At 68.1% G+C, this 20,268-nt stretch carries 15 protein-coding genes and 1 other RNA gene; 2 read left to right on the forward strand and 14 right to left on the reverse strand.

Going from position 1 to position 20,268, the window contains the following annotated elements; translation table 11 throughout:
- Positions 1–5: 5 nt before the first annotated feature.
- The 10 genes from N177_RS01605 to N177_RS01650 all read right to left on the reverse strand — a co-directional run bounded on the left by N177_RS01605 (position 6) and on the right by N177_RS01650 (position 9,027).
- Positions 6–1,721, reverse strand: coding sequence for a peptidoglycan D,D-transpeptidase FtsI family protein (locus N177_RS01605; protein ID WP_023430473.1), 1,716 nt, complete (start codon positions 1,719–1,721; stop codon positions 6–8).
- Complete coding sequence (gene ftsL, locus N177_RS01610; protein WP_023430474.1) at positions 1,718–2,065, reverse strand: cell division protein FtsL; 348 nt, start codon at positions 2,063–2,065, stop codon at positions 1,718–1,720. Before ftsL ends, N177_RS01605 begins: the two co-directional genes overlap by 4 nt.
- Complete coding sequence (gene rsmH / locus N177_RS21980; protein ID WP_023430475.1) at positions 2,062–3,105, reverse strand: 16S rRNA (cytosine(1402)-N(4))-methyltransferase RsmH; 1,044 nt, start codon at positions 3,103–3,105, stop codon at positions 2,062–2,064. Before rsmH ends, ftsL begins: the two co-directional genes overlap by 4 nt.
- On the reverse strand, positions 3,102–3,587 hold the full coding sequence (gene mraZ / locus N177_RS21985; protein ID WP_023430476.1) for a division/cell wall cluster transcriptional repressor MraZ: 486 nt from the start codon (positions 3,585–3,587) through the stop codon (positions 3,102–3,104). The genes rsmH and mraZ overlap by 4 nt, the downstream gene beginning before the upstream one ends.
- 370 nt (positions 3,588–3,957) lie before the next feature.
- Positions 3,958–4,335, reverse strand: an RNA gene (rnpB, locus tag N177_RS20370) — RNase P RNA component class A.
- A 125-nt stretch (positions 4,336–4,460) separates the two neighbouring features.
- Entirely contained in the window at positions 4,461–5,234 is a 774-nt protein-coding gene (locus tag N177_RS20365; protein WP_023430477.1) for a lytic transglycosylase domain-containing protein, read from the reverse strand.
- 155 nt (positions 5,235–5,389) lie between these two features.
- Positions 5,390–6,094, reverse strand: coding sequence for an N-acetylmuramoyl-L-alanine amidase (locus N177_RS01635; RefSeq protein WP_023430478.1), 705 nt, complete (start codon positions 6,092–6,094; stop codon positions 5,390–5,392).
- A gap of 10 nt (positions 6,095–6,104) precedes the next feature.
- The gene (locus tag N177_RS01640; protein ID WP_023430479.1) at positions 6,105–7,337 is read right to left on the reverse strand and encodes an FAD-dependent oxidoreductase; all 1,233 of its coding nucleotides are present in this window, start codon (positions 7,335–7,337) and stop codon (positions 6,105–6,107) included.
- 53 nt (positions 7,338–7,390) lie between these two features.
- Entirely contained in the window at positions 7,391–8,311 is a 921-nt protein-coding gene (locus N177_RS01645; RefSeq protein WP_023430480.1) for a DMT family transporter, read from the reverse strand.
- Positions 8,308–9,027 carry a TerB family tellurite resistance protein gene (locus N177_RS01650; protein ID WP_040484931.1) on the reverse strand — a complete coding sequence of 240 codons (720 nt, stop codon included), beginning with the start codon at positions 9,025–9,027 and terminating at the stop codon, positions 8,308–8,310. Before N177_RS01650 ends, N177_RS01645 begins: the two co-directional genes overlap by 4 nt.
- A gap of 165 nt (positions 9,028–9,192) precedes the next feature.
- On the opposite strand from N177_RS01650, the gene N177_RS01655 reads away from it, so the two are divergent.
- Positions 9,193–12,831, forward strand: a complete 3,639-nt coding sequence (locus tag N177_RS01655; RefSeq protein ID WP_023430482.1) for a hydantoinase B/oxoprolinase family protein — start codon at positions 9,193–9,195, stop codon at positions 12,829–12,831.
- Positions 12,832–12,855: 24 nt separating this feature from the next.
- Here the strand turns inward: N177_RS01655 and N177_RS20850 are convergent, their stop codons facing one another.
- The 3 genes from N177_RS20850 to N177_RS01670 form a co-directional block, all read right to left on the reverse strand.
- Positions 12,856–13,827, reverse strand: coding sequence for a glycoside hydrolase family protein (locus tag N177_RS20850; RefSeq protein WP_023430483.1), 972 nt, complete (start codon positions 13,825–13,827; stop codon positions 12,856–12,858).
- A gap of 199 nt (positions 13,828–14,026) precedes the next feature.
- Positions 14,027–14,686, reverse strand: a complete 660-nt coding sequence (locus tag N177_RS01665; RefSeq protein WP_023430484.1) for an extensin-like domain-containing protein — start codon at positions 14,684–14,686, stop codon at positions 14,027–14,029.
- Positions 14,687–14,745: 59 nt separating this feature from the next.
- Positions 14,746–15,654, reverse strand: a complete 909-nt coding sequence (locus tag N177_RS01670; protein ID WP_023430485.1) for an ABC transporter permease subunit — start codon at positions 15,652–15,654, stop codon at positions 14,746–14,748.
- 40 nt (positions 15,655–15,694) lie between these two features.
- On the opposite strand from N177_RS01670, the gene N177_RS01675 reads away from it, so the two are divergent.
- Positions 15,695–16,180: a hypothetical protein gene (locus N177_RS01675; RefSeq protein WP_023430486.1), complete on the forward strand. Its 486-nt coding sequence runs from the start codon at positions 15,695–15,697 to the stop codon at positions 16,178–16,180.
- 357 nt (positions 16,181–16,537) lie between these two features.
- On the opposite strand, the gene metH is transcribed toward N177_RS01675, so the two are convergent.
- The gene (gene metH, locus N177_RS01680; RefSeq protein WP_152527808.1) at positions 16,538–20,266 is read right to left on the reverse strand and encodes a methionine synthase; all 3,729 of its coding nucleotides are present in this window, start codon (positions 20,264–20,266) and stop codon (positions 16,538–16,540) included.
- Positions 20,267–20,268: the final 2 nt, after the last annotated feature.

Raw genomic sequence — 20,268 nt, forward strand, 5'->3', positions numbered from 1 at the left:
CTTGCTCAATAGGAGACGCTGACCGCGGCCTCGCCGTCGGCCGGCGCGATCTGGGGCGGCACGCCAAGAAGGGGGGCAATGCGGCGGACGATCCTGCCGGTCGTCGGCGCGGTGTTCCAGCCCGCGGTCCGGTAGCCGTAAGTCTCCTTGTTGCCCTTCGGCTCGTCCAGCATGACCATCACGAGATAGCGCGGGTCGGTGGTGGGGAAGGTCGAGAGGAAGGTGTTGAGCACCTTGTTACCGGAATAACGGCCGTCCACGACCTTCTCGGCGGTGCCGGTCTTGCCCCCGACGCTGTAGCCGGGCACGTCGGCCTTCTTTCCGCTGCCCTTCACGACGTTCAGGCGCATCAGATACCGCATCTCGGCGCTGGTCTTCTCACTGATCACCTGCCTGGCGAGCTGCTCCACCTGCTCTCGGCTGCGCGGCAGGAAGGTCGGGGGAATGAGCCGCCCACCATTCACGAGCGCTGCCCCCGCGACCGCCGCCTGCATCGGCGGGACCGAGAGGCCGTGGCCGAAGGAGATCGTCATCTGGGTGACCTCGGCCCACTTTCTGGGGATCGATGGTGCACCGGATTCCGGCAGTTCGGTGACGATGCGGTCATAGAAGCCGAGCTTCCGGAGGAACTGCTGGTGCGATTCGATGCCGACCGCCCGTGCCATGTAGGCGGTGCCGATGTTGGAGGAGTGGATGAAGACCTCCGGCACGGTCAGCCAGCGATGCTCGCCGTGATAGTCTCCGATCGTGAAGCGACCCACCCGGATCGGATTGCGCGCGTCAAAGGACGACTGGAGCGTGACCTTTCCCGAATCGAGCGCCATGGCCGTGGTGAAGGCCTTGAAGGCGGACCCGAGCTCGTAGACGCCGGTCGTCAGGCGGTTGATGCGATCGGGCTCCAATGCCTCCGCCGGCACGTTCGGATCGAAGTCCGGAAGCGAGACCATCGCTACCACTTCGCCCGTGCGCACGTCGATCACCGTGCCCGCACCGGCCACGGCCTCGAACTCCTCGATCGAGGCCTGGATCTCGTCGCGCATCGCGTGCTGGACGCGCAGGTCGAGCGAGAGACGGACGGGCTCGAGCTTCTGCGTGCGTGCCAGCCCGGCCGCGTGGAGCGCGCCGAGCCAGGTGTCGTCGAGATGCTTCTCGATCCCCGCGATGCCGAGATTGTCGATGTTCACGAAGCCGACGATGTGAGCCGCGGTCCTGCCCGCCGGGTAGACGCGCTGGTTCTCCTGCACGAAACCCAAGCCCGGTATGCCCGCACGATGAAGCGCGGCGCGCTGGCGCGGCGTGATCTCGCGCTTCACCCAGACGAAGCGCTTGTCCTTCTGGGAAAGGCTCGTGCGAAGCGCCCGGCCATCGAGCCCCGGAAGAACCGCCGTGATCTTCTCGACCGCCTCGTCGACGTCGATGATGCGCTTGGGATCGGCATAGGCCGAGGGCACCATGATGTCCGAGGCGAGGACGACGCCGTTGCGATCGAGAATCTCCGGGCGGGCGTGACTGACCGCCTCGCCCGGATCGAGATGACGCGCCAGAGGCCCGGTCTGCATCTCCGCCAGCATGGCCAGACGCACAATGATGACGCCATAGAGGCAGACGAAGGCGATCTTCGCGAGAAGGAGGCGCCCCCGCATCCGCTTCTCGACCTTGGCTGCCCGATCATGGCGGCGCGACTGCCGCTGCCCGGCTTCGAGATCCTCACGCACACTCACTGGATCACCCTCTCGCTGCCGCCCGCGAAACCGCCGAGCCTTCCGCCTTCGTAAGGATCGATGTCGAGCGGGCGCATCGGAAGCTCGGACACGTGCCCGACCTGCTCGACCGCGAGCTGCTCCATCTCGAGGTATCGTTGCGCGAGGCTCTGCACGCGGCTCGGCTGGTTCAAGTAGTTCCATTCCGCCCGGAGCACGTTGATGGTCTCATGCTCCCGCGCGATCTGGGTGCGCAGGGTGTCGATCTGCGCGCTGATGCCGGCCGCCTCTTCCTTGAAGCGGTAGAGCATGATCGCGGAGCCGAGCACGAGGCCGACGGTGACGAGTGCGAGGAGACGGATCATTCGCGGCCACTCCGATACGCAGGAACTTCTGGAAGACGCGGCAGGGAGATGTCGTCGGGCAGGCCGTCAATCGCGGGCGCCTCTGTGCGGCGAGCGGCCCGAAGGCGCGCCGAGCGGGCGCGGGGGTTCGCTTCGATCTCCCCCTCGCCCGGCATCACGGCCTGCCGGGTGAGGAGCTCGAAGGTCGGCGCCGGCCCGACGGCGGCGGGCAGGTGACGGGAGCCACCGACCTTGCCGCTGCGCGAGGCGAGGAAGCGCTTCACGATGCGGTCCTCGAGCGAGTGGAACGACACGACGACGATCCGGCCGCCCGGCTCAAGAATGCGCTCGGCGACCAGGAGGCCTTCGGCCACTTCCTGGAGCTCCTGGTTCACGTGCAGGCGCAGCGCCTGGAACGTGCGCGTGGCAGGATTGATCTTCTCGCGGCTCGGACCGACGGCGGCCGCGACAACCTCGGCCAGATCGCCCGTTCGCGTGAAGGGCCGCTCGCCCCTCCGCCTCACGATCGCCTGAGCGACGCGGCGCGACTTCTTCTCTTCGCCCAGAACCTTGACGATCCTCGCCAGATCGTCCTCTTCGGCGGTGTTCACGACGTCGGCGGCGGTCGGCCCGGACTGCGACATGCGCATGTCGAGCGGCCCGTCCCGCATGAAGGAGAAGCCCCGCTCGGCCTCGTCGAGCTGCATGGAGGAGACGCCGAGATCCAGCATCACGCCCCGGACGCCGGGGAGCCCGAGCCCCGCGACGATCTCCGCCATCTGGGAGAACCTGCCTTCGCAGATGTCGAGCCGCCCCCGGAACTCGCTCGCGAGGGAAGCAGCCCCGGCGATGGCGCCGGGATCGCGGTCGATGCCGACCACACGGCAATCCGCCGCCTCCAGCACGAGGCGCGCGTATCCGCCCGCCCCGAAGGTGCCATCGACGTAGACGCCGCCGGCGGCCGGCTCGAGCCATTCGAGAACCTCTCGGGCGAGGACGGGAATGTGACGAGCCAGTCCGCCAGCGACACCCCCGGTGGAAGTGTCGCGGCTCGCCATCATCCCCGTTCTCCGCCTGACGGCGCAGCCCCCTCGCGGGGAACTGCCCCGAGCATCTGCTTCAGATCGCGCACCCGATTTCTGGCCTCTTTCTGATGCGCGACGAAGCGATCCGGCTCCCAGATCTGGAACTTGTGCCCCAGACCGACGAATGTGACGCGATCCGAGATGACCGCGTGCTCGCGAAGCCGATCGGACAGGACGATCCGCCCCTCCGCATCGAGCTTCAGAATCTCGCTGTCCCCGTAGAGGGCCGCCGAGAGGTAGTCGCGCTCCTCCGAGTAAGGCGGCAACCGGTCGAGAAGCGCATTGATCTCCGCGACGAGGCGACTGCCGCCCGCGTCCAGCGCTTCCATGTCGAGTGCCGGATACACATAGACCCCCTCGAATCCGTCCCGCGCGAGCAGTGTCCGGAACGTGGCGGGAACCGACACGCGCCCCTTGGCGTCGATCCTGTTCGTGAAGGTGGACACGAACCGGTCCATCACGCGCCTCGCACTGGGGGCCCGACCGGGTGCCCGAATCGTCATGGCCAGTCTGCCGAAGATCGTCCAGCCCCGCCCGGGGCGCCGCCATGAACCCGCCCGCTCCAAGGAACGGCAGCCCCATCACGCCCGCATTTCGGCCTGTCGGATCGTGGTCCACCTGCAGCGCAGATGGGATGATTTGGGATAGCATGGGCATCTATGGGCGTCAATGGAACGGAGTCGGTCGAGCATGAAAGGCCGGGTAACCTTGACGCCAGATTAACCGCCCAACACTTAAGGCTAAGTTGATGAAAACCGGGGCGGAATCCGCCATCTGGCGGCCTGCGGGGGAGCAGGCGCCGGCAATGCTCGACCTCGAGACGGAGTGGGTGCCAGTCGGCCTGTAAGCCGGGTTCTGTGCGGCCCCCGGAGGGCCCGCGGCGACCATTCATCTGGGACGCCCGTCGCCGGACGCCTCAAGCAACCAACCCGGGCGGCGGCGCAGGAACGCGCGCGAGGCCGCGGAGGCCTCCTGCCACCCCTATTCGGTCTTGCTCCCGGTGGGGTTTACCGTGCCGTCCCCGTTGCCGGCGACGCGGTGCGCTCTTACCGCACCCTTTCACCCTTACCCGGCAGAAGAGCCGGGCGGTCTGCTTTCTGTGGCACTTTCCCTGGGGTCGCCCCCGCCGGGCGTTACCCGGCACCGTGTTCCCGTGGAGCCCGGACTTTCCTCTCCCCGATGGGGAGCGGCCGCCCGGCCGACTGGCACGCTCTATAAATGGACGGAGCGCGGAGCGGTCAAGCGCAGGCCGGGCCCGGGCGCTCAAAAAGAAGAGGGGCCCGCGACCTGGCCGCGAGCCCCCGAGGAACACCTGCTGCGACGGACCGCGATCAGGCGCTGCCCATCATCTGCTTCACCCGGGCGCAGTAGCGCGTGCTGATCGGGTTCATCGCCGTCGCGTAATGCCCGCCCTGATAGCGCATGATCGTGCCGCAGATGTCGCCGCCGGCGAGCTGGTAGGCCGCGGCGAGGTACTTCATACCCCAGCGGAGGTTCGTGTCGGGGTCGTAGAGCGCCTTGACGCTGCCGCCATAGCCGATGCCGCGCGCCGTGGCCGGCTTGATCTGCATGAGGCCAACCTCTCCCGCGGCGCCTGTGACGCCGGGATTGAAGTTCGATTCGACGCGCACGACGGCGCGCGCCAGGGCGACGGGGATGCCGCTGCGCTGCGCATGTGCCGCGATGAGGGCCTCGAGGCCTCCGGCGGCCGGCGCCGCGGCAGCCGCCGTGGCGGCGGAAGCCGGAGCGGGCTCCGCGACCTCGGGCTCGGCTGCCTGCTGCGTGGCGTCCGCGCCCTGCGCGTTCTCCGCCGGCGCAGGGATCACGAGCGCCGCGGGGTCGGCGGACGTCGCGGCCTGGACGGGCGCGGCCATGTCGGCGTCGGGCGTCGTGGCGGCTTCTTCCTCCGGTGCGGCCTCGGCTGCGGCGGGAACGGCATCCGGAGCCGGGCCGGGCGAAGTTGCGGCCTCGGCCGCAGGCTCGGCCTGGCTCTGGGGGACGAGGGGGGCGGCGGGATCGTCCTGCACCTTCGCCATCGAGTGGACCGGGGCCAGGGTCGATCCGGCGACCAGGGCTGCGACGGCTGCACGCGCGTAGCGCTTCATATAACTCTCACCTCTCCATGTTCGTCGCGGAGGACAAAGCCTCCGCAGGCGAGGCGGCGACCTACCGGCGGAGTGTGACGAGAACCGGCAGCGAATCGGGCGAGGAGGTGATGATTCCTTGACCTCGGAACTTTTCGCGGTGTTGTTGCACGGGGTTAACGGAGGTGCTGCAGGAGCCGCTCGAGGGTCAGAAGCGTCGACAGGTCGGCGATCCCGTCGCAGCGCTCCGGGCGCCAGTGGCGCTGGAAGGCGGAAATTACCGGCGCCTCCGCCGCACGCTTGGGCTCGTATCCGAGACGGACGAGGCCAGCACGCAGCGCCTCCGCCTCGCCCGATGCCAGTGGCCGCCGCCCCTCGCCTTCCGCGGGACAGGGCTCGCACCACAATCCCACGCCAGCCTCGCCCATGAGGCGCCACGGAAAGAGCTCGCCCGGATCCTCTTTTCGGGCCGGCGCCACGTCGGAATGGGCGAGCACGCGCTCCGGCGGGATCGGGTGCCGTTCGAGGATCTCGCGGCAGAGGTCGATCACGGCCGCGATCTGGACGTCCGGAAAGGACCGATAACCCCACTCGTGGCCGGGGTTCTGGATCTCGATGCCGACGGAGCGCGCGTTGATGTCCCGCGCTCCCGCCCAGAACGCGACGCCGGCGTGCCAGGCCCGCCTCTCCTCCGGCACGAGGCGCAGGACGCGACCGTCCTCGTGGACGAACCAGTGCGAGCTGACCTTCGCGACCGGATCGCGCAGCCGCGCCACCGCATCCTCCGCATCCGGCATGCCGGTGTAGTGGAGGAGCAGGATGTCGACGGGGCAGCCGCCGCGCTCGTCGTGGTTGGGTGACGGTGCGTCTGTGAAGGTCATGCTCATCCGGTCAGGCGGGAAACTGGACGTGCTCGGGCCTCAGCCCCATGCCGATCAGCCGCGCCGGGATCCGCCGCGCCGGCGGAAACGCCCGAAGGAGCCGCAGCGGCCATGGCGGCGCCGGCCGCGACCGGCTCGCGAGCACGTTCGAGACAATCCTGTTTTGCAGGAAGACCTGCATGCGTTGCGTGCCCTTCGTCGGGGGCTCGCGGCGCGCCTGCACGGCGGCGAGATCCTCGTCGCCCGCCCGCCCGTCCCTCAATCGCGGCCCGAGGATGTTCGCGGTCGCCACCGCGTCCTGCACGGCGAGGTTCACGCCGACGCCGCCGATCGGCGACATGGCGTGGGCGGCGTCCCCGATGCAGATGAGCCCCTCCCGGTGCCAGCGCTCCAGACGGTCGACCGTCACCGTGAGCAGGCTCAGATCGTCCCAGGAGGAGAGCGCGTCGACGCTGTCGGCGAGAAACGGCGCGAGACTGGCGATCTCGTCGCGAATGGCGCCGACCCCGCGACGCCGATACTCGTCGGCCGAGCCCTTCGGGATGACGAAGGCGACCTGCCAGTAGTCGCCGCGGTCGATCAGCACGAGAACGCGGCCGGCATCGAAGCGGCCGAGCGAGCTCTCGGGATCGTCACCGCGACGCGGGACGCGCATCCACAGGACGTCCATCGGCGCCCCGAGATCGAGGACCCGGGACCCGACCGCCGAGCGCAGCTCGGAATGCCGCCCGTCGGCCGCCACGACGAGCTCGGCGCGGATCTCGATCGGCCCCTCCTCGTCGCGCGCCCTCACCCCGACGACGCGGCCGCCCTCTTCCAGCACGCCGAGCCCCTTCGTGCCCATGCGCAGATCGAAGGCGGCATGGCGCCTCCCCTCCTCCGCCAGGAAGTTCAGGAAGTCCCACTGCGGCATGAAGGCTATGTACTTGGCGACGGTCGGAAGGTGCGAGAAGTCGGCCACCGTGATCGTTTCGTCGCCGACCTGCCCCATCAGGACGGGCGCCTTCTGGTGCGGCAGCTTCAGGAACCTCTCGAGCAGCCCGAGCTCGTGCATCACCTGCATGGTGGAGGGGTGGATCGTGTCGCCCCGGAAGTCGCGGAGGAAGTCGCCGTGCTTCTCGAGCACGACCACCGGCACGCCGCCGCGGGCCAGCAGAAAGCCGGCCATCATCCCCGCCGGCCCGCCGCCGACGATGCAGCAGCGGGTGGATATCGACCGGACGCTCTCGGACTGGGCGCTCATGGTGACCCTCCTACCGCGGCGAACCTATCAGAGCCCGCCCGATGCCGGGAGGCTCACGTGCGGCTGGTGACCGGTGGCGGGGCCTGCCGTCGCCTGCCCTCCCGCACGGTGATGATGAACACGCCCGAGAGCGTCAGGAGCCCGCCGACGACGATGCGCCAGGTGACGACGTCGCCGAGGAGGACGATCCCGAGCACCGCGCCGAACACCGGCGCCAGGAGCGCGAAGGGCGCGACGCGCGTGATCTCGTGGCGCTGCAGGATCCAGTAGAAGCCGCCATGGCCGACGAGGCTGACGCCGACGGCCGTGAAGGCCACGGCCGCCCAGCCATAGAGGCTCGCGTCGAGGAGCCGCGCGACGGGCTGATCCTCCATGAGGAGCGACAGGGCGAAAATCGGGGGCCAGGTGCCGAACCCCACCCAGGCCTGCATGTCGTAGACCGAGACGCCGCGAACCATTCGCATGAAGATCTGCGCCACCGCCATCGAAAGCGCCGCGACAATGACCATCAGGAGCGCCGGCCAGTACTCGAGCACCGTCGGGTCGAACCCCATGAGGGCGACGCCCCCGAACGCGATGACGATCGCGGCGAGCCGCCACGGCCCCAGCCGCTCGCCGAGGAAGACGACGGAGAGCACCGTCGAGATCGGCGGCCCGAGCTGGAGACCGATCGCGATCGGCCCGATGTCGTCGGCCCAGGCGAGCGACAGGATCATCGCGGCGAAATGGCCGGCACCGGCGAGGAAGGCGATGGCGAGCACGTTGCCCATCTGGCCCGGATGCCACCGCATGAAAGGCAGCATGAGCAGCCACACGACGAAGAACCGCGTCGCGATGAACATGAGCGGCGGCAGGTCGGTGACGGCGAGCTTCGAGACGACGAAGTTCGCGCCCCAGATGAGCTGGACCAGAAGGAGAAGGCCGAGGTGCGAAGGCGGGAAGAAGCCATGCTGCACCGGCTGCGCCGGCGTCAAAGGCCGCGCTCCTGCGCGATGCGGTCATAGGCTGCGTTGATGGCGGCGAGCCGTTCCGTGGCGACCCTCACGAATTCCTCTGGCAGGCCTCGAGCGATCGCCCGGTCGGGGTGGTTCTCGACGACGAGGGCGCGGTAGCGCTTGCGGATCGTCTCGGCGTCGGCGTCCGGAGACAGGCCGAGCACGGTGTAGGGATCGCTTCCGGCCGCGACGTGACGCGCCGCGATGCGGCGGAAGTCGGCCTCGCCGAAGCCGAAGATCGAGGCGACATCGGAGAGGTAGGCGAGCTCGCGCTCGTGAACCGCGCCGTCGGCCTTCGCGATCTCGAACAGCGCGTCGAGAACGTCTTCCAGGAGCGCCCGGTCCTCACCGAACTGGTCTGCGATCTGCTTGGCGTAGGCCTGGTAGCCGTCGACCGTCTGCTGGGCGAGATGGAAAAGCCGCTCGACGTTCCTCCGCTCCGACTCCGAAACCTCGACGACACGACCGAAGGCCTGGACCTCGTCAGCGGTCACGATGCCGTCCGCCCTCGCCATCTTCGCCGAAAGCGCGATGACGCCCATCGTGAAGACGATCTGGCGCCTCGCCTCGGCGGCTTCCGGCGATTCCTGACGGTCGAAGGCATAGTGGCCGGCCACCGCGCCCAGGAGCGCCCCGATAGGACCACCGACCGCCATTCCGGCGGCCGCGCCGCCTAACTTTCCCCAGAGACTCATGGGTCCGTCTTATAGGGCAGGCTACCATCGGGGGACAGGCGCAGAGGCCGCATCGTCTCGCGGGGAAGCCATGCCGAAGACGCATGCTCGAGCCATGCCCCTCGACCACGGGCGGGCCCGCAAGCTATGTGGAGCATCCGATTGCAGACGCGAAGGTGAGCGGACATGAGCGGCAAGTGGGACTTCTGGATCGACCGTGGCGGCACGTTCACCGACATCGTCGCCCGGCGGCCGGACGGCGACATCGTCGCCCACAAGCTCCTGTCGGAGAACCCGGAAGCCTATCGCGACGCCGCGATCCAGGGCATCCGCGACCTCCTCGGGATCGGCAGCGGGGATCCGATCCCGTCGGACCTCATCGCCGCCGTGAAGATGGGCACGACCGTGGCGACGAACGCCCTGCTCGAGCGCAAGGGCGACCGGACGCTGCTGGTCGTCACCGAAGGCTTCGCGGACGGGCTCGAGATCGGCTACCAGGCCCGTCCGAAGCTCTTTGCCCGCCACATCGTGAAGCCCGAGCTCCTCTACGAGCGGGTGATCGAGGTGAAGGAGCGGGCGAACGCGGCCGGCGAGGTCCTCGTGCCGCTCGACATCGAGAGCGCCCGTGCCGGTCTGCAGCAGGCTTACGACGACGGCATCCGCGCCTGCGCCATCGTCTTCATGCACGGCTATCGCTTCGCCGACCACGAGAAGGCGGTCGCCTCCCTCGCCCGCGAGATCGGCTTCACCCAGGTCTCCGTGAGCCACGAGGTGTCGCCGCTCATGAAGTTCGTCGGCCGCGGCGACACGACCGTCGTCGACGCCTACCTCTCGCCGATCCTGCGCCGCTACGTGGAGCAGGTCGCGGGCGAGCTCGACGCGAAGCCGTCGGATCTCGCGGACGCTGCCGATATCGGGGAGCAGGGCGCGAGCGAAGGCCCTCGCCTCATGTTCATGCAGAGCCACGGCGGGCTCACCGCGGCCGATCTCTTCCAGGGCAAGGACGCGATCCTCTCCGGCCCCGCCGGCGGCGTGGTCGGCGCGGTCGAGACGAGCCGGATGGCGGGCTTCGAGCGCATGATCGGCTTCGACATGGGCGGCACCTCGACCGACGTCTCGCACTATGACGGCGAGTTCGAGCGGACCTTCGAGACCGAGGTCGCGGGCGTGAGGATGCGCGCGCCGATGATGCGCATCCACACCGTCGCGGCCGGCGGCGGTTCGATCCTCCACTATGACGGCTCGCGCTTCCGCGTAGGGCCCGATTCGGCCGGCGCCAACCCCGGCCCCCGCTGCTACCGCCGCGGCGGGCCACTCGCGGTCACCGACGCGAACGTGATGCTCGGAAAGATCTCCGCGGAGTTCTTCCCTGCGATCTTCGGCCCGGATCGCGACGAGCGGCTCGACGTCGACGGCGTGCGCCAGGCCTTCGCGGAGCTCAGCGCGCAGATCGGCGACGGCCGCTCGCCCGAGGACGTGGCCGAAGGCTTCCTGCGCATCGCGGTCGAGAACATGGCGAACGCCATCAAGAAGATCTCCGTCGAGCGCGGCTACGACGTCGCCGACTACGTGCTGACGACCTTCGGCGGCGCCGGCGCCCAGCACGCCTGCCTGATCGCCGACACGCTCGGCATGAAGACGGTGCTGATCCACCCGCTCGCCGGCATCCTCTCGGCCTACGGCATGGGCCTCGCCGACATCCGCGCGAACCGCCAGCAGGCGATCGAGGCCCGGCTTGCCGACGACGTGATGAAGACGGTCTCAGCCACCGCCGATCGCCTGGCGACGGAGAACGCGGCCGAGCTCGTCGCGCAGGGCGTGCCGGAGCGCGACGTCGAGGTCGTCCGCAAGGCGCATCTGCGCTACGCCGGCACCGACACGCCGATCGTCGTCCCCCTCGCCTCCCCCGAGGAGATGCGCGCGACCTTCGAGCGCGAGCACAAGGTGCAGTTCGGCTTCACCACGCCCGACAAGGCCATCGTCGTCGAGGCGATCGAGGTCGAGAGCCTCGGGGGATCGGCACGTCGCGAGGAGCCGGACCACGAGACGGTGTCGGGAGATCCCTCTCCCATGGCCGAGACGCGCGTCTTCGCTGGCGGCGAGTGGCGCGAGGCGAAGGTCTTCGAGCGCGAGAGGCTGAAGCCCGGACAGACGGTCTCTGGCCCGGCGCTGATCGTGGAGAGGCACAACACGGTCGTCGTCGAGGAGGGCTGGCAGGCGGAGATGACGCCGAAGCTGCACCTCGTGTTGCGGCGGGTGAAGGCGCTTCAGCGCCGCCACGCGATCGGCACGGAGGCCGATCCGGTGATGCTCGAGGTCTTCAACAACCTCTTCATGTCGATCGCCGAGCAGATGGGCGTGACGCTCGAGAAGACCGCCTATTCCGTCAACATCAAGGAGCGGCTCGACTTCTCCTGCGCGGTCTTCGCGGCCGACGGGGCGCTGATCGCGAACGCCCCGCACATGCCGGTGCATCTCGGCTCGATGGACCGCAGCGTCATGGCGGTGATCGAGCAGAACCCCTCGATCAGGCCGGGCGACGTCTTCGTCCTCAACGCCCCCTATAACGGCGGCACGCACCTGCCGGACATCACCGTCGTCACGCCCGTCTTCGACGAGGAGGACGACACGAGGATCCTCTTCTGGGTCGCGAGCCGCGGGCACCATGCCGATGTCGGCGGAAAGGCGCCGGGATCGATGACGCCGCGGGCGACGACGATCGAGGAGGAAGGCGTCCTCATCGACAACTTCCAGCTCGTCGACCAGGGCCGCTTCCGCGAGGCGGAGCTGCGCGAGCTTCTCGGCTCCGGCCCCTGGCCCTGCCGGAACCCCGCGCAGAACATCGCCGACCTCCGCGCCCAGATCGCGGCGAACGAGAAGGGCGTCGCCGAGCTCAGGAAGATGATCGGCCATTTCGGTCTCGAGATCGTGCAGGCCTATATGGGCCACGTGCAGGACAACGCGGAGGAGAGCGTGCGGCGCTTCATCGACGCGCTGCACGACTGCGAGTTCGCCTACGAGATGGATCAGGGATCGGTCATCAAGGTGAAGATCACCGTCGACCGCGAGAGACGACAGGCCACCGTCGACTTCACCGGCACGAGCCCGCAGCAGAACTCGAACTTCAACGCGCCCCGCCCCGTGACCCGCGCGGCGGTGCTCTACGTCTTCCGCTGCATGGTCGACGACGAGATCCCGATGAACGCCGGCTGCCTGAAGCCGATCGACATCGTCGTGCCGGACGACTGCATGCTCGCGCCGAAATACCCGGCCGCCGTCGTGGCCGGGAACGTGGAGGTGAGCCAGGCCGTCACCGACACGCTGTTCGGGGCGCTCGGCGCCATGGCGGCGGCGCAGGGCACGATGAACAACTTCAACTTCGGCAACGACACCTACCAGTATTACGAGACGATCTGCGGCGGCTCCGGTGCGGGGCCCGGCTGGAACGGCACCTCCGCCGTCCACACCCACATGACGAACACGCGCCTGACCGACCCCGAGGTGCTCGAGTTCCGCTATCCCGTGATCCTCGAGAGCTTCAAGGTGCGCCGCGGCTCGGGCGGGCGCGGCAAGTGGACCGGCGGCGACGGGACGCTGCGGACGATCCGCTTCCTCGAGCGGATGGACGTGTCGCTGCTGACCGGCCACCGCCGCGTGCCCCCATTCGGCCTCGACGGCGGCGAGCCCGGCGAATGCGGCGAGAACGCCGTGCGGCGGAAGGACGGCACGGTCGAGCGGCTCGAAGGGTGCGATCAGACCGTCTGCGAGCCGGGCGACGCGATCGTCATCAAGACACCCTCGGGGGGAGGATACGGGCGGGGCTAGCTTCGCGAGGTGTCGACCGACTCTTCAGCCCTGCCAGTCGGCGTCGGCGCCCCGCGTGTCCAGATGGACGAACGTGCTGTAGACGCCGATACCGCCGCTGAACTCTCCTCGATGGCGCATCGCCCGCAGGCTTGCGGCCCAGTCGGCAGCCCCGCTGTTCGACTGGACGTAGAAGTCGATCGCGTTGAACTCGACGTGCTGGCTCTTTTTCGCTCCGCCGATCGCCTCGTTGTAGGCGGGCGTACGGTAGACGCTGAGCGTCCGCACCGGCGCCGCCAATTGGTCGCGCAGCGCATCAAGAACTTCGATCGTCCGCCTGATGTTGTTCCAGCTTTGCCGGGGCGGAAGGCCGTTCAGACCATAGCCGCGGCTCTGGGGATTGAGATGGGCGCCACCCATGACGAGGAGCTCGTAAGGCTTGAAGTTCCTGATGCTCCAACCATTGAAGTGGGTCGCGAACTCGGCCGCTAGGTCGCCTCTCGCCGATGCCGTCGAGGCATCACGCCCCCCGTCTTCTGCCGTCGTGATGAGCCGTCGCTGGAAGCTGTCGAACCGGCCGGTCTCGAACAGGTGGCGCTCCGACTTCCGCCGCCGGACCAGGCCGGGAAGCACCACCTTCTTGCCGTCGATTGTGCCATACACCCAGCGCTCGAACTCAGCCGCAGCACCCGATGAGTCACCGCCGTTGAGCTTCCTCAGCAGCGTGGAGCCTCTGAGGGCGCCATCGCCGACATTGAAGGCGAAGGACACGAGAGCTGAATACTCGCCTTCGGTGATCTGCACCTGAACGAGATCCTGAACCGTCCGCTCGTGTTTCTCCAGGTCCCGTTGCAGAAGCTGCTCAGCCTCGCTTTCCGTGATCCTGTTGCCGGGCCTCGCCGCCTCGCCGGTGTGACCATAGCCGATGGTCCACACACCCACGGGATCGATATAGGCGTCGAGACGAAGACCCTCGAAATGTTTGATGAGACAAAGCCCGTTCTCCGAGATCGACATGCCGTTGCCCTCTGCAGCCTTGCGCGGCTCACTGGGACGACTGCCTCCGGTGAGGAGACGCGCGCATCAACGGCTTGATAGCTACCACAACTCCTGGTTGCGCTCCAGTGGCGACATCAGATCCATAGATGGCTTGGAAATGCGGCGCACCTCGTCGCCTGCCTCGGCACCGCCGGGAGCAGTCCGGCGCGCACAACTCCTACTTGCAGTATCGGTAGCCCTTCGTGCCGTGGCGGGCGAGGTCGAGGTGCAGGTGATCCTGGTGATAGCGATCGCCGTCGGGGCCGATGACGGTCGTGAAGATCTCGCAGGCGCCCTGGTGGGTGATCCGCAGGAATGCCTGGGCCCAGGGGTCGCTGCGCCAGTCGTTCTTCACCGAGATGAAGCGGCCGTCGGCGAGCTGGAAGCCGGCGACGTCGATCGCGTTGCCGAAGGCGTGCTCCGAGATCTTGCCCTTGCGGCTATTGTTGCGGTTGCGGCAGGAATAGGAGCCCATGAGCTTCACCTCCGTCACGCGCGTGCCGTAGAGCTGCCCCGCCGCCGGCTGCACCACATGGTTGATCCAGCCGTCGAAGGCCGACAGCACGTTGCAGTTCGCCGTGATCGGCGCGTTGAAGCCGACATGTCCGTCGGTCGCGGCATAGGCCTTCAGGGGGTAGTGGATGCCGCAGGTGCCCTCGCCGTCCAGCCGCTTGATGCGCTGGACGTAGCGGGAGTCGGCGATGGAATCCTTCGCGACGCAGATCGCCTCCGCCTCGCGGCGCCACGCGTCGTCGCGACTGCCGATCTTCGACGTGCTGCACCCGGTGACGAGGACGGCGAGGCCCACGAGGCCCGCGAGGACATGATGCGCATTCATGTGGCCGATATGCGCAAGCTTAAGAAAATGCTCTGTTAAGCGAAAGGGTTAGCGCAACCTTAAACGCGGTCTGCCGAGCTTCGGCGGGGCCGGTGCACGACGAGCGCGGCGAGCACCACGAAGACCGCCACGTCGCGCCAGTCGCCCGGCAGATAGGCCGACCAGAGGGACTCCATGGCGGCCAGCAGCAGGGCGCCGAGGATCGCCCCGGCAGGTGAATGAAGACCGCCGAGGATCGCGACGAACAGGGCCTTCGTGGCCACGATCAGCGCGCCGTGAAAGCTCGCATTGCCGTAAGCGAGGCCGGCCAGCGCGCCGGCCGTGCCAGCCAGGGCCGAGGCGAAAAGCACCGTCACGGCATAGACGCGCCCGATGTCGACGCCCACCAGAGCGGCCATGCGCGCATCCTGCGAGACCGCCCGCCAGGCGCGGCCGAAGGCACTCAGGCGCATGGAGACGAGCGTCGCCGCGATGGCGAGCGCCGCAGCCGCCCACACGAGCCCCTGCATCAGGGTGATCCGCATCGGCGCGGCACCGACGGCGAAGGACACGGCGGGCCCGCCCAGCAACGGACGCAGCCAGAGTTCCCGACTGCCGGCGCTGATGCGGGCCGCCTCCTCGAGCGCGATCCCCCATCCGAGCGTCGCGACGAGGATGGCGAGCGGCGGCGCCACGAGGAGTGGCCGCAGCGTCCGGCCGACGCCGTGGCCGAGGGCGGCCGCGCCGGCGACGGCGATAGCGATCGCGAGCGCGGCCAGAGCGATATCAGGAACGCCCCGCCGCGAAAGGCCGCCCGAGAAGGCGGCGAGGGCGAGGTAGCTGCCCCACGTGACGAGCGCGCCGAAGGCGAGGTTGAAGCGGTTCGTGACCCCGTGAAAGAGAACGTAGGCGAGCGCGATCAGCGCATAGAGCAGCGCGATCTGGCACGTGTTGAGCGCCTGCTGGGCGAGATACGCGGCCTGCGACATGCGCTATCATAGCGCGAGGCTGCCCCGACGGAACGCGCACATGAACGGGAAGATCGCCTGGCGGAACATGAGCCTGATCCCGCTCCTCGTCCTGCTCGCCGTGCTCGGCGGCTGCGACGAGCCGGAAGGCCAGTACCTCGAGATCGATGGTGGCGGCTTCGTCTTCAACTACCGCATCGCGGAAGCCCATTACGGCCTCGTCGCCGAGGCGGTGCGCGAGCTGCCGGCTGGCAGCCGCGTTCGCGCGACCTTCGAGAACCCTTCGGGGGGCGATCCCTTCCTGATCGAGCGGCCGGCCGCCGGCCTGCGGAAGTTCGTGTTCGACACGCCGCGCGTGACCGGCGTCGAGAAGGATCGCCCCTACCTCGCGGTCCTCGAGATCCTGAACGACGGCGCGGTGATCGAGCGCCACGAGCGCAGCTTCCGCTCGAATGTCGGGCAGGAGGCGCTGCCCGGCGCACCTCTCACCGTGGGCCCGGGCTATGCCCGCAACCCCGAAGCCGAGAAAGCGCAGGTTTCCCAGTAGCTTCCAATGCCCCGAAAGCCATTTTCGCACCGCAGCGACGAAAGCGCTTTGTCAAGTCGTTAATCAAGGTTACCGTTTTGCGACATGGGCCCCTCCGAGGGACTCATGCCAAGAGGCCAAGAGAAGGACGCACCGCCATGAACTACGTCCAGCGGTACAACCTCCTCGCAGCGGGTGCGGCGTTCGTGTTCATCGCTGCGATCGTGATCGGCGCCCTCTAAGTCAAGCGCCGCGAGTTCGCACCACCACACCACACGGGATCCACGGACGCCGGGAGGACCGCAAAGCGCGGCCCTCCCGGACCTGTTTCAGGCGGAGCGTGGCAGCGGTCTCGCCGGCGCCCGCGAAGACCCTCGCTCAGGCCGCCTTGTCGGCGATCTCGCCGGGGCTATAGGCGAGCGACGGGGCAAGCCAGCGCTCCGCATAGTCCATCGACCAGCCCTTCCGGCGCGCATAGTCCTCGACCTGGTCGCGGTCGATCTTGCCGACGCCGAAATAGCGGCTCTCGGGATGCGAGAAGTAGAGGCCCGAGACGGAGGAGCCGGGCCACATGGCGAAGCTCTCGGTCAGCCTCACGCCGGCCTGCGCCTCCGCGTCGAGGATGCGGAACAGCGTCTCCTTCTCGGTGTGGTCCGGCTGGCAGGGATAGCCCGGCGCCGGCCGGATGCCGCGATAGGCCTCCGCGATCAGCTCCTCGTTCGACAGGTTCTCGTCGCGGGCATAGCCCCAGAACTCGCGGCGCACCCGCTCGTGCATGTGCTCGGCGAAGGCCTCCGCGAGCCTGTCGCCCAAGGCCTGGAAGAGGATCTTGCCGTAGTCGTCGTTCGCGCGAACGAAGCGGTCGAGCACCTTGTCCTCGTTGTGCCCCGCCGTCACCACGAAGCCGCCGACATAGTCGCGCACGCCCGTTGCATGCGGCGCGACGAAATCGGCGAGCGCGAGGTTCGAGCGCTCGCTGTCGCCGCGGGCCATCTGCTGGCGCAGCGTGAAGAGCGTCGCGAGCTCCTCGTGCCGGTCCTCGTGAGCGAAGACACGGATGTCGTCGCCGTGGGTCTCCGCCGGCCAGAAGCCGATCACGGCCTTCGGGGTCAGGAGCTTCTGGTCGATGATCTCGGCCAGGAGCTTCTGGGCATCCTCGTAGAGCGCGCGCGCGGCCTCGCCGCGTTCGGGGTCGTCGAGGATCGCCGGGAAGCGGCCGCCGAGCTCCCAGGTCTGGAAGAACGGCCCCCAGTCTATGTACTTCGCGAGGGTGGCGAGGTCGTAGTCCTCGAAGGTCTTCGTTCCGATGAACTCCGGCCGCGTCGGCTCGTAGTCGCGGAAGCCGACGTTCAGCCTGTTCTCGCGCGCCGCCTTGATCGGCAGGCGGGACTTGTTGTCCTGCTTGCGCGAATGGCCGGCGGCGAGCTTCGCGTACTCCTCGCGCACCTTCTCGTAGAGCTTCGGGCGCTCGGTCTCCGACAGGAGGTTCGAGACGACGCCCACCGCGCGGCTCGCGTCGGTGACGTGGATCGCCTGCGCCTTCCTGTAGGCCGGCGCGATCTTGACGGCGGTGTGGATCTTCGACGTCGTGGCGCCGCCGATCAGCAGCGGCAGGTCCATCCCCTGCCTCTCCATCTCGGTCGCCACGCCCACCATCTCGTCGAGCGACGGCGTGATGAGGCCCGACAGGCCGATGATGTCGGCCTTCTCGTCCTTCGCCGTCTGCAGGATCTTCTCCGCCGGCACCATCACGCCGAGGTCGATGACCTCGTAGTTGTTGCACTGGAGCACGACGCCGACGATGTTCTTGCCGATGTCGTGAACGTCGCCCTTCACGGTGGCCATCACGACCTTGCCCTTTGCGGGCTTGTCGACGATGCCCATGTCGATCTTCTCCTGCTCCATGAAGGGCTCGAGATAGGCGACGGCCTTCTTCATGACGCGCGCGGACTTCACGACCTGCGGCAGGAACATCTTGCCGTCGCCGAAGAGGTCGCCGACGACGTTCATGCCGGACATCAGCGGGCCTTCGATGACGTGGAGCGGCCGCTCCACGTTCTGGCGCGCCTCCTCCGTGTCCTCCTCGATGAACTCGTCGATCCCCTTGATGAGCGCGTGCTCGATGCGCTTCTCGACCGGCAGCGAGCGCCACTCGAGGGTCTTCTCCTCCTTCTTGGAGCCGTCGCCCTTGAAGCGGTCGGCCGCCTCCACGAGACGCTCCGTCGCATCCGGCCGGCGGTTCAGGACGACGTCCTCGCAGAGCTCGCGGAGCTCCGGGTCGATCTCGTCATAGACGCCGAGCTGACCCGGATTGACGATCGACATGTCGAGGCCGACATGGATCGCGTGGTAGAGGAAGACCGAGTGGATCGCCTCGCGCACCGGCTCGTTGCCGCGGAACGAGAACGAGAGGTTCGACAGGCCGCCAGAGACGTGGGCGTGGGGCAGGTTCTCGCGGATCCACTTCGTGGCGTTGATGAAGTCGACGCCGTAGTTGTTGTGCTCCTCCATCCCCGTCGCGACGGCGAAGATGTTGGGATCGATGACGATGTCCTCGGGCGGGATCCCCGCCTTCTCGACCAGCAGGTCGTAGGAGCGCTTGGCGATCTCGGTCTTGCGCTCGAACGTGTCCGCCTGGCCCGTCTCGTCGAAGGCCATGACGACCACCGCCGCGCCATAGCGGCGCAGCTTCTCGGCCTGCGCCAGGAACTGTTCCTCGCCCTCCTTGAGCGAGATCGAGTTCACGATCGGCTTGCCCTGGACGCACTTCAGCCCTTCCTCGATCACCGTCCACTTCGAGGAATCGATCATGACCGGCACGCGCGCGATGTCGGGCTCCGCGGCGACGAGGTTCAGGAAGGTCTTCATGGCCTGCTCGGATTCGAGCATGCCCTCGTCCATGTTCACATCGATGATCTGGCCGCCGTTCTCGACCTGATCGCGCGCGACGTCGAGGGCGGTGGTGTAGTCGCCCTCCTTGATGAGCTTGCGAAAGCGCGCGGAGCCCGTGACGTTCGTGCGCTCGCCGATATTCACGAAGTTCGTTTCCGGCGTCAGCACGAAGGGCTCGAGGCCCGACAGGCGCATATACTGCGGCGGGGTCGGGATCTCCCGCGGCTTCAGCCCCTCCACGGCCTCGCGGAGGCGCGCGATATGGGCAGGCGTCGTGCCGCAGCAGCCGCCGACGATGTTGACGAGATTGCTGTCGGCGAACTCGCGGATCTGGGCGGAGGTCTCCTCCGGGCTCTCGTCATACTCGCCGAAATGGTTCGGCAGGCCCGCGTTCGGATAGGCGCAGACGAGCGTGTCGGCGATCTTCGCGATCTCGGCCAGGTGCGGCCGCATCTCGCTGGCGCCCAGGGCGCAGTTCAGGCCGATCGAGATCGGCCTGGCGTGCCGGATGGAGTTCCAGAACGCCGTCGGGGTCTGGCCGGACAGGGTGCGGCCGGAGCGGTCGGTGATCGTGCCGGAGATCATGACCGGCACGCGGCGTCCGATCTCCTCGAACAGGCCCTCGATCGCGTAGATCGCTGCCTTCGCGTTCAGCGTGTCGAAGATCGTCTCGATCAGCAGGAGGTCGGCGCCGCCCTCGATCAGCCCCCGTGCGGCCGCGCCATAGGCGTCGGCGAGCTGGTCGAATGTGATGGCGCGATAGCCCGGATCCGTCACGTCGGGCGAGATCGAGGCCGTCCGGTTCGTCGGGCCGATCGCGCCGGCGACGAAGCAGCGCCGGCCCTCCTCGCGGCCGACCTCGTCGGCGGCCTCGCGCGCAATTCGTGCGCCCTCGACGTTCAGATCGTGGACGATCTCCTCCATCTGGTAGTCGGCCTGGGCGATCCAGGTCGACGAGAAGGTGTTCGTCTCGACGATGTCCGCGCCGGCCTTCAGGAAGGCCTTGTGGATCTCCTTGATCGCGTCCGGCTTCGTGAGGGTCAGGAGGTCGTTGTTGCCCTTCACGTCGCAGGGCCAGTCCTTGAAGCGATCCCCCCGATAGTCCTCCTCGGTGAGCTTGAGCTCCTGGATCATGGTGCCCATGGCACCGTCGAGAACGAGGATGCGCTCCCGGGCGAGCTTGCGGATCTCGGCGTCGACGTCTGAGAGCGGAATAT

It is taken from the genome of Lutibaculum baratangense AMV1 (genome assembly GCF_000496075.1).
Taxonomy (GTDB): domain Bacteria; phylum Pseudomonadota; class Alphaproteobacteria; order Rhizobiales; family Tepidamorphaceae; genus Lutibaculum; species Lutibaculum baratangense.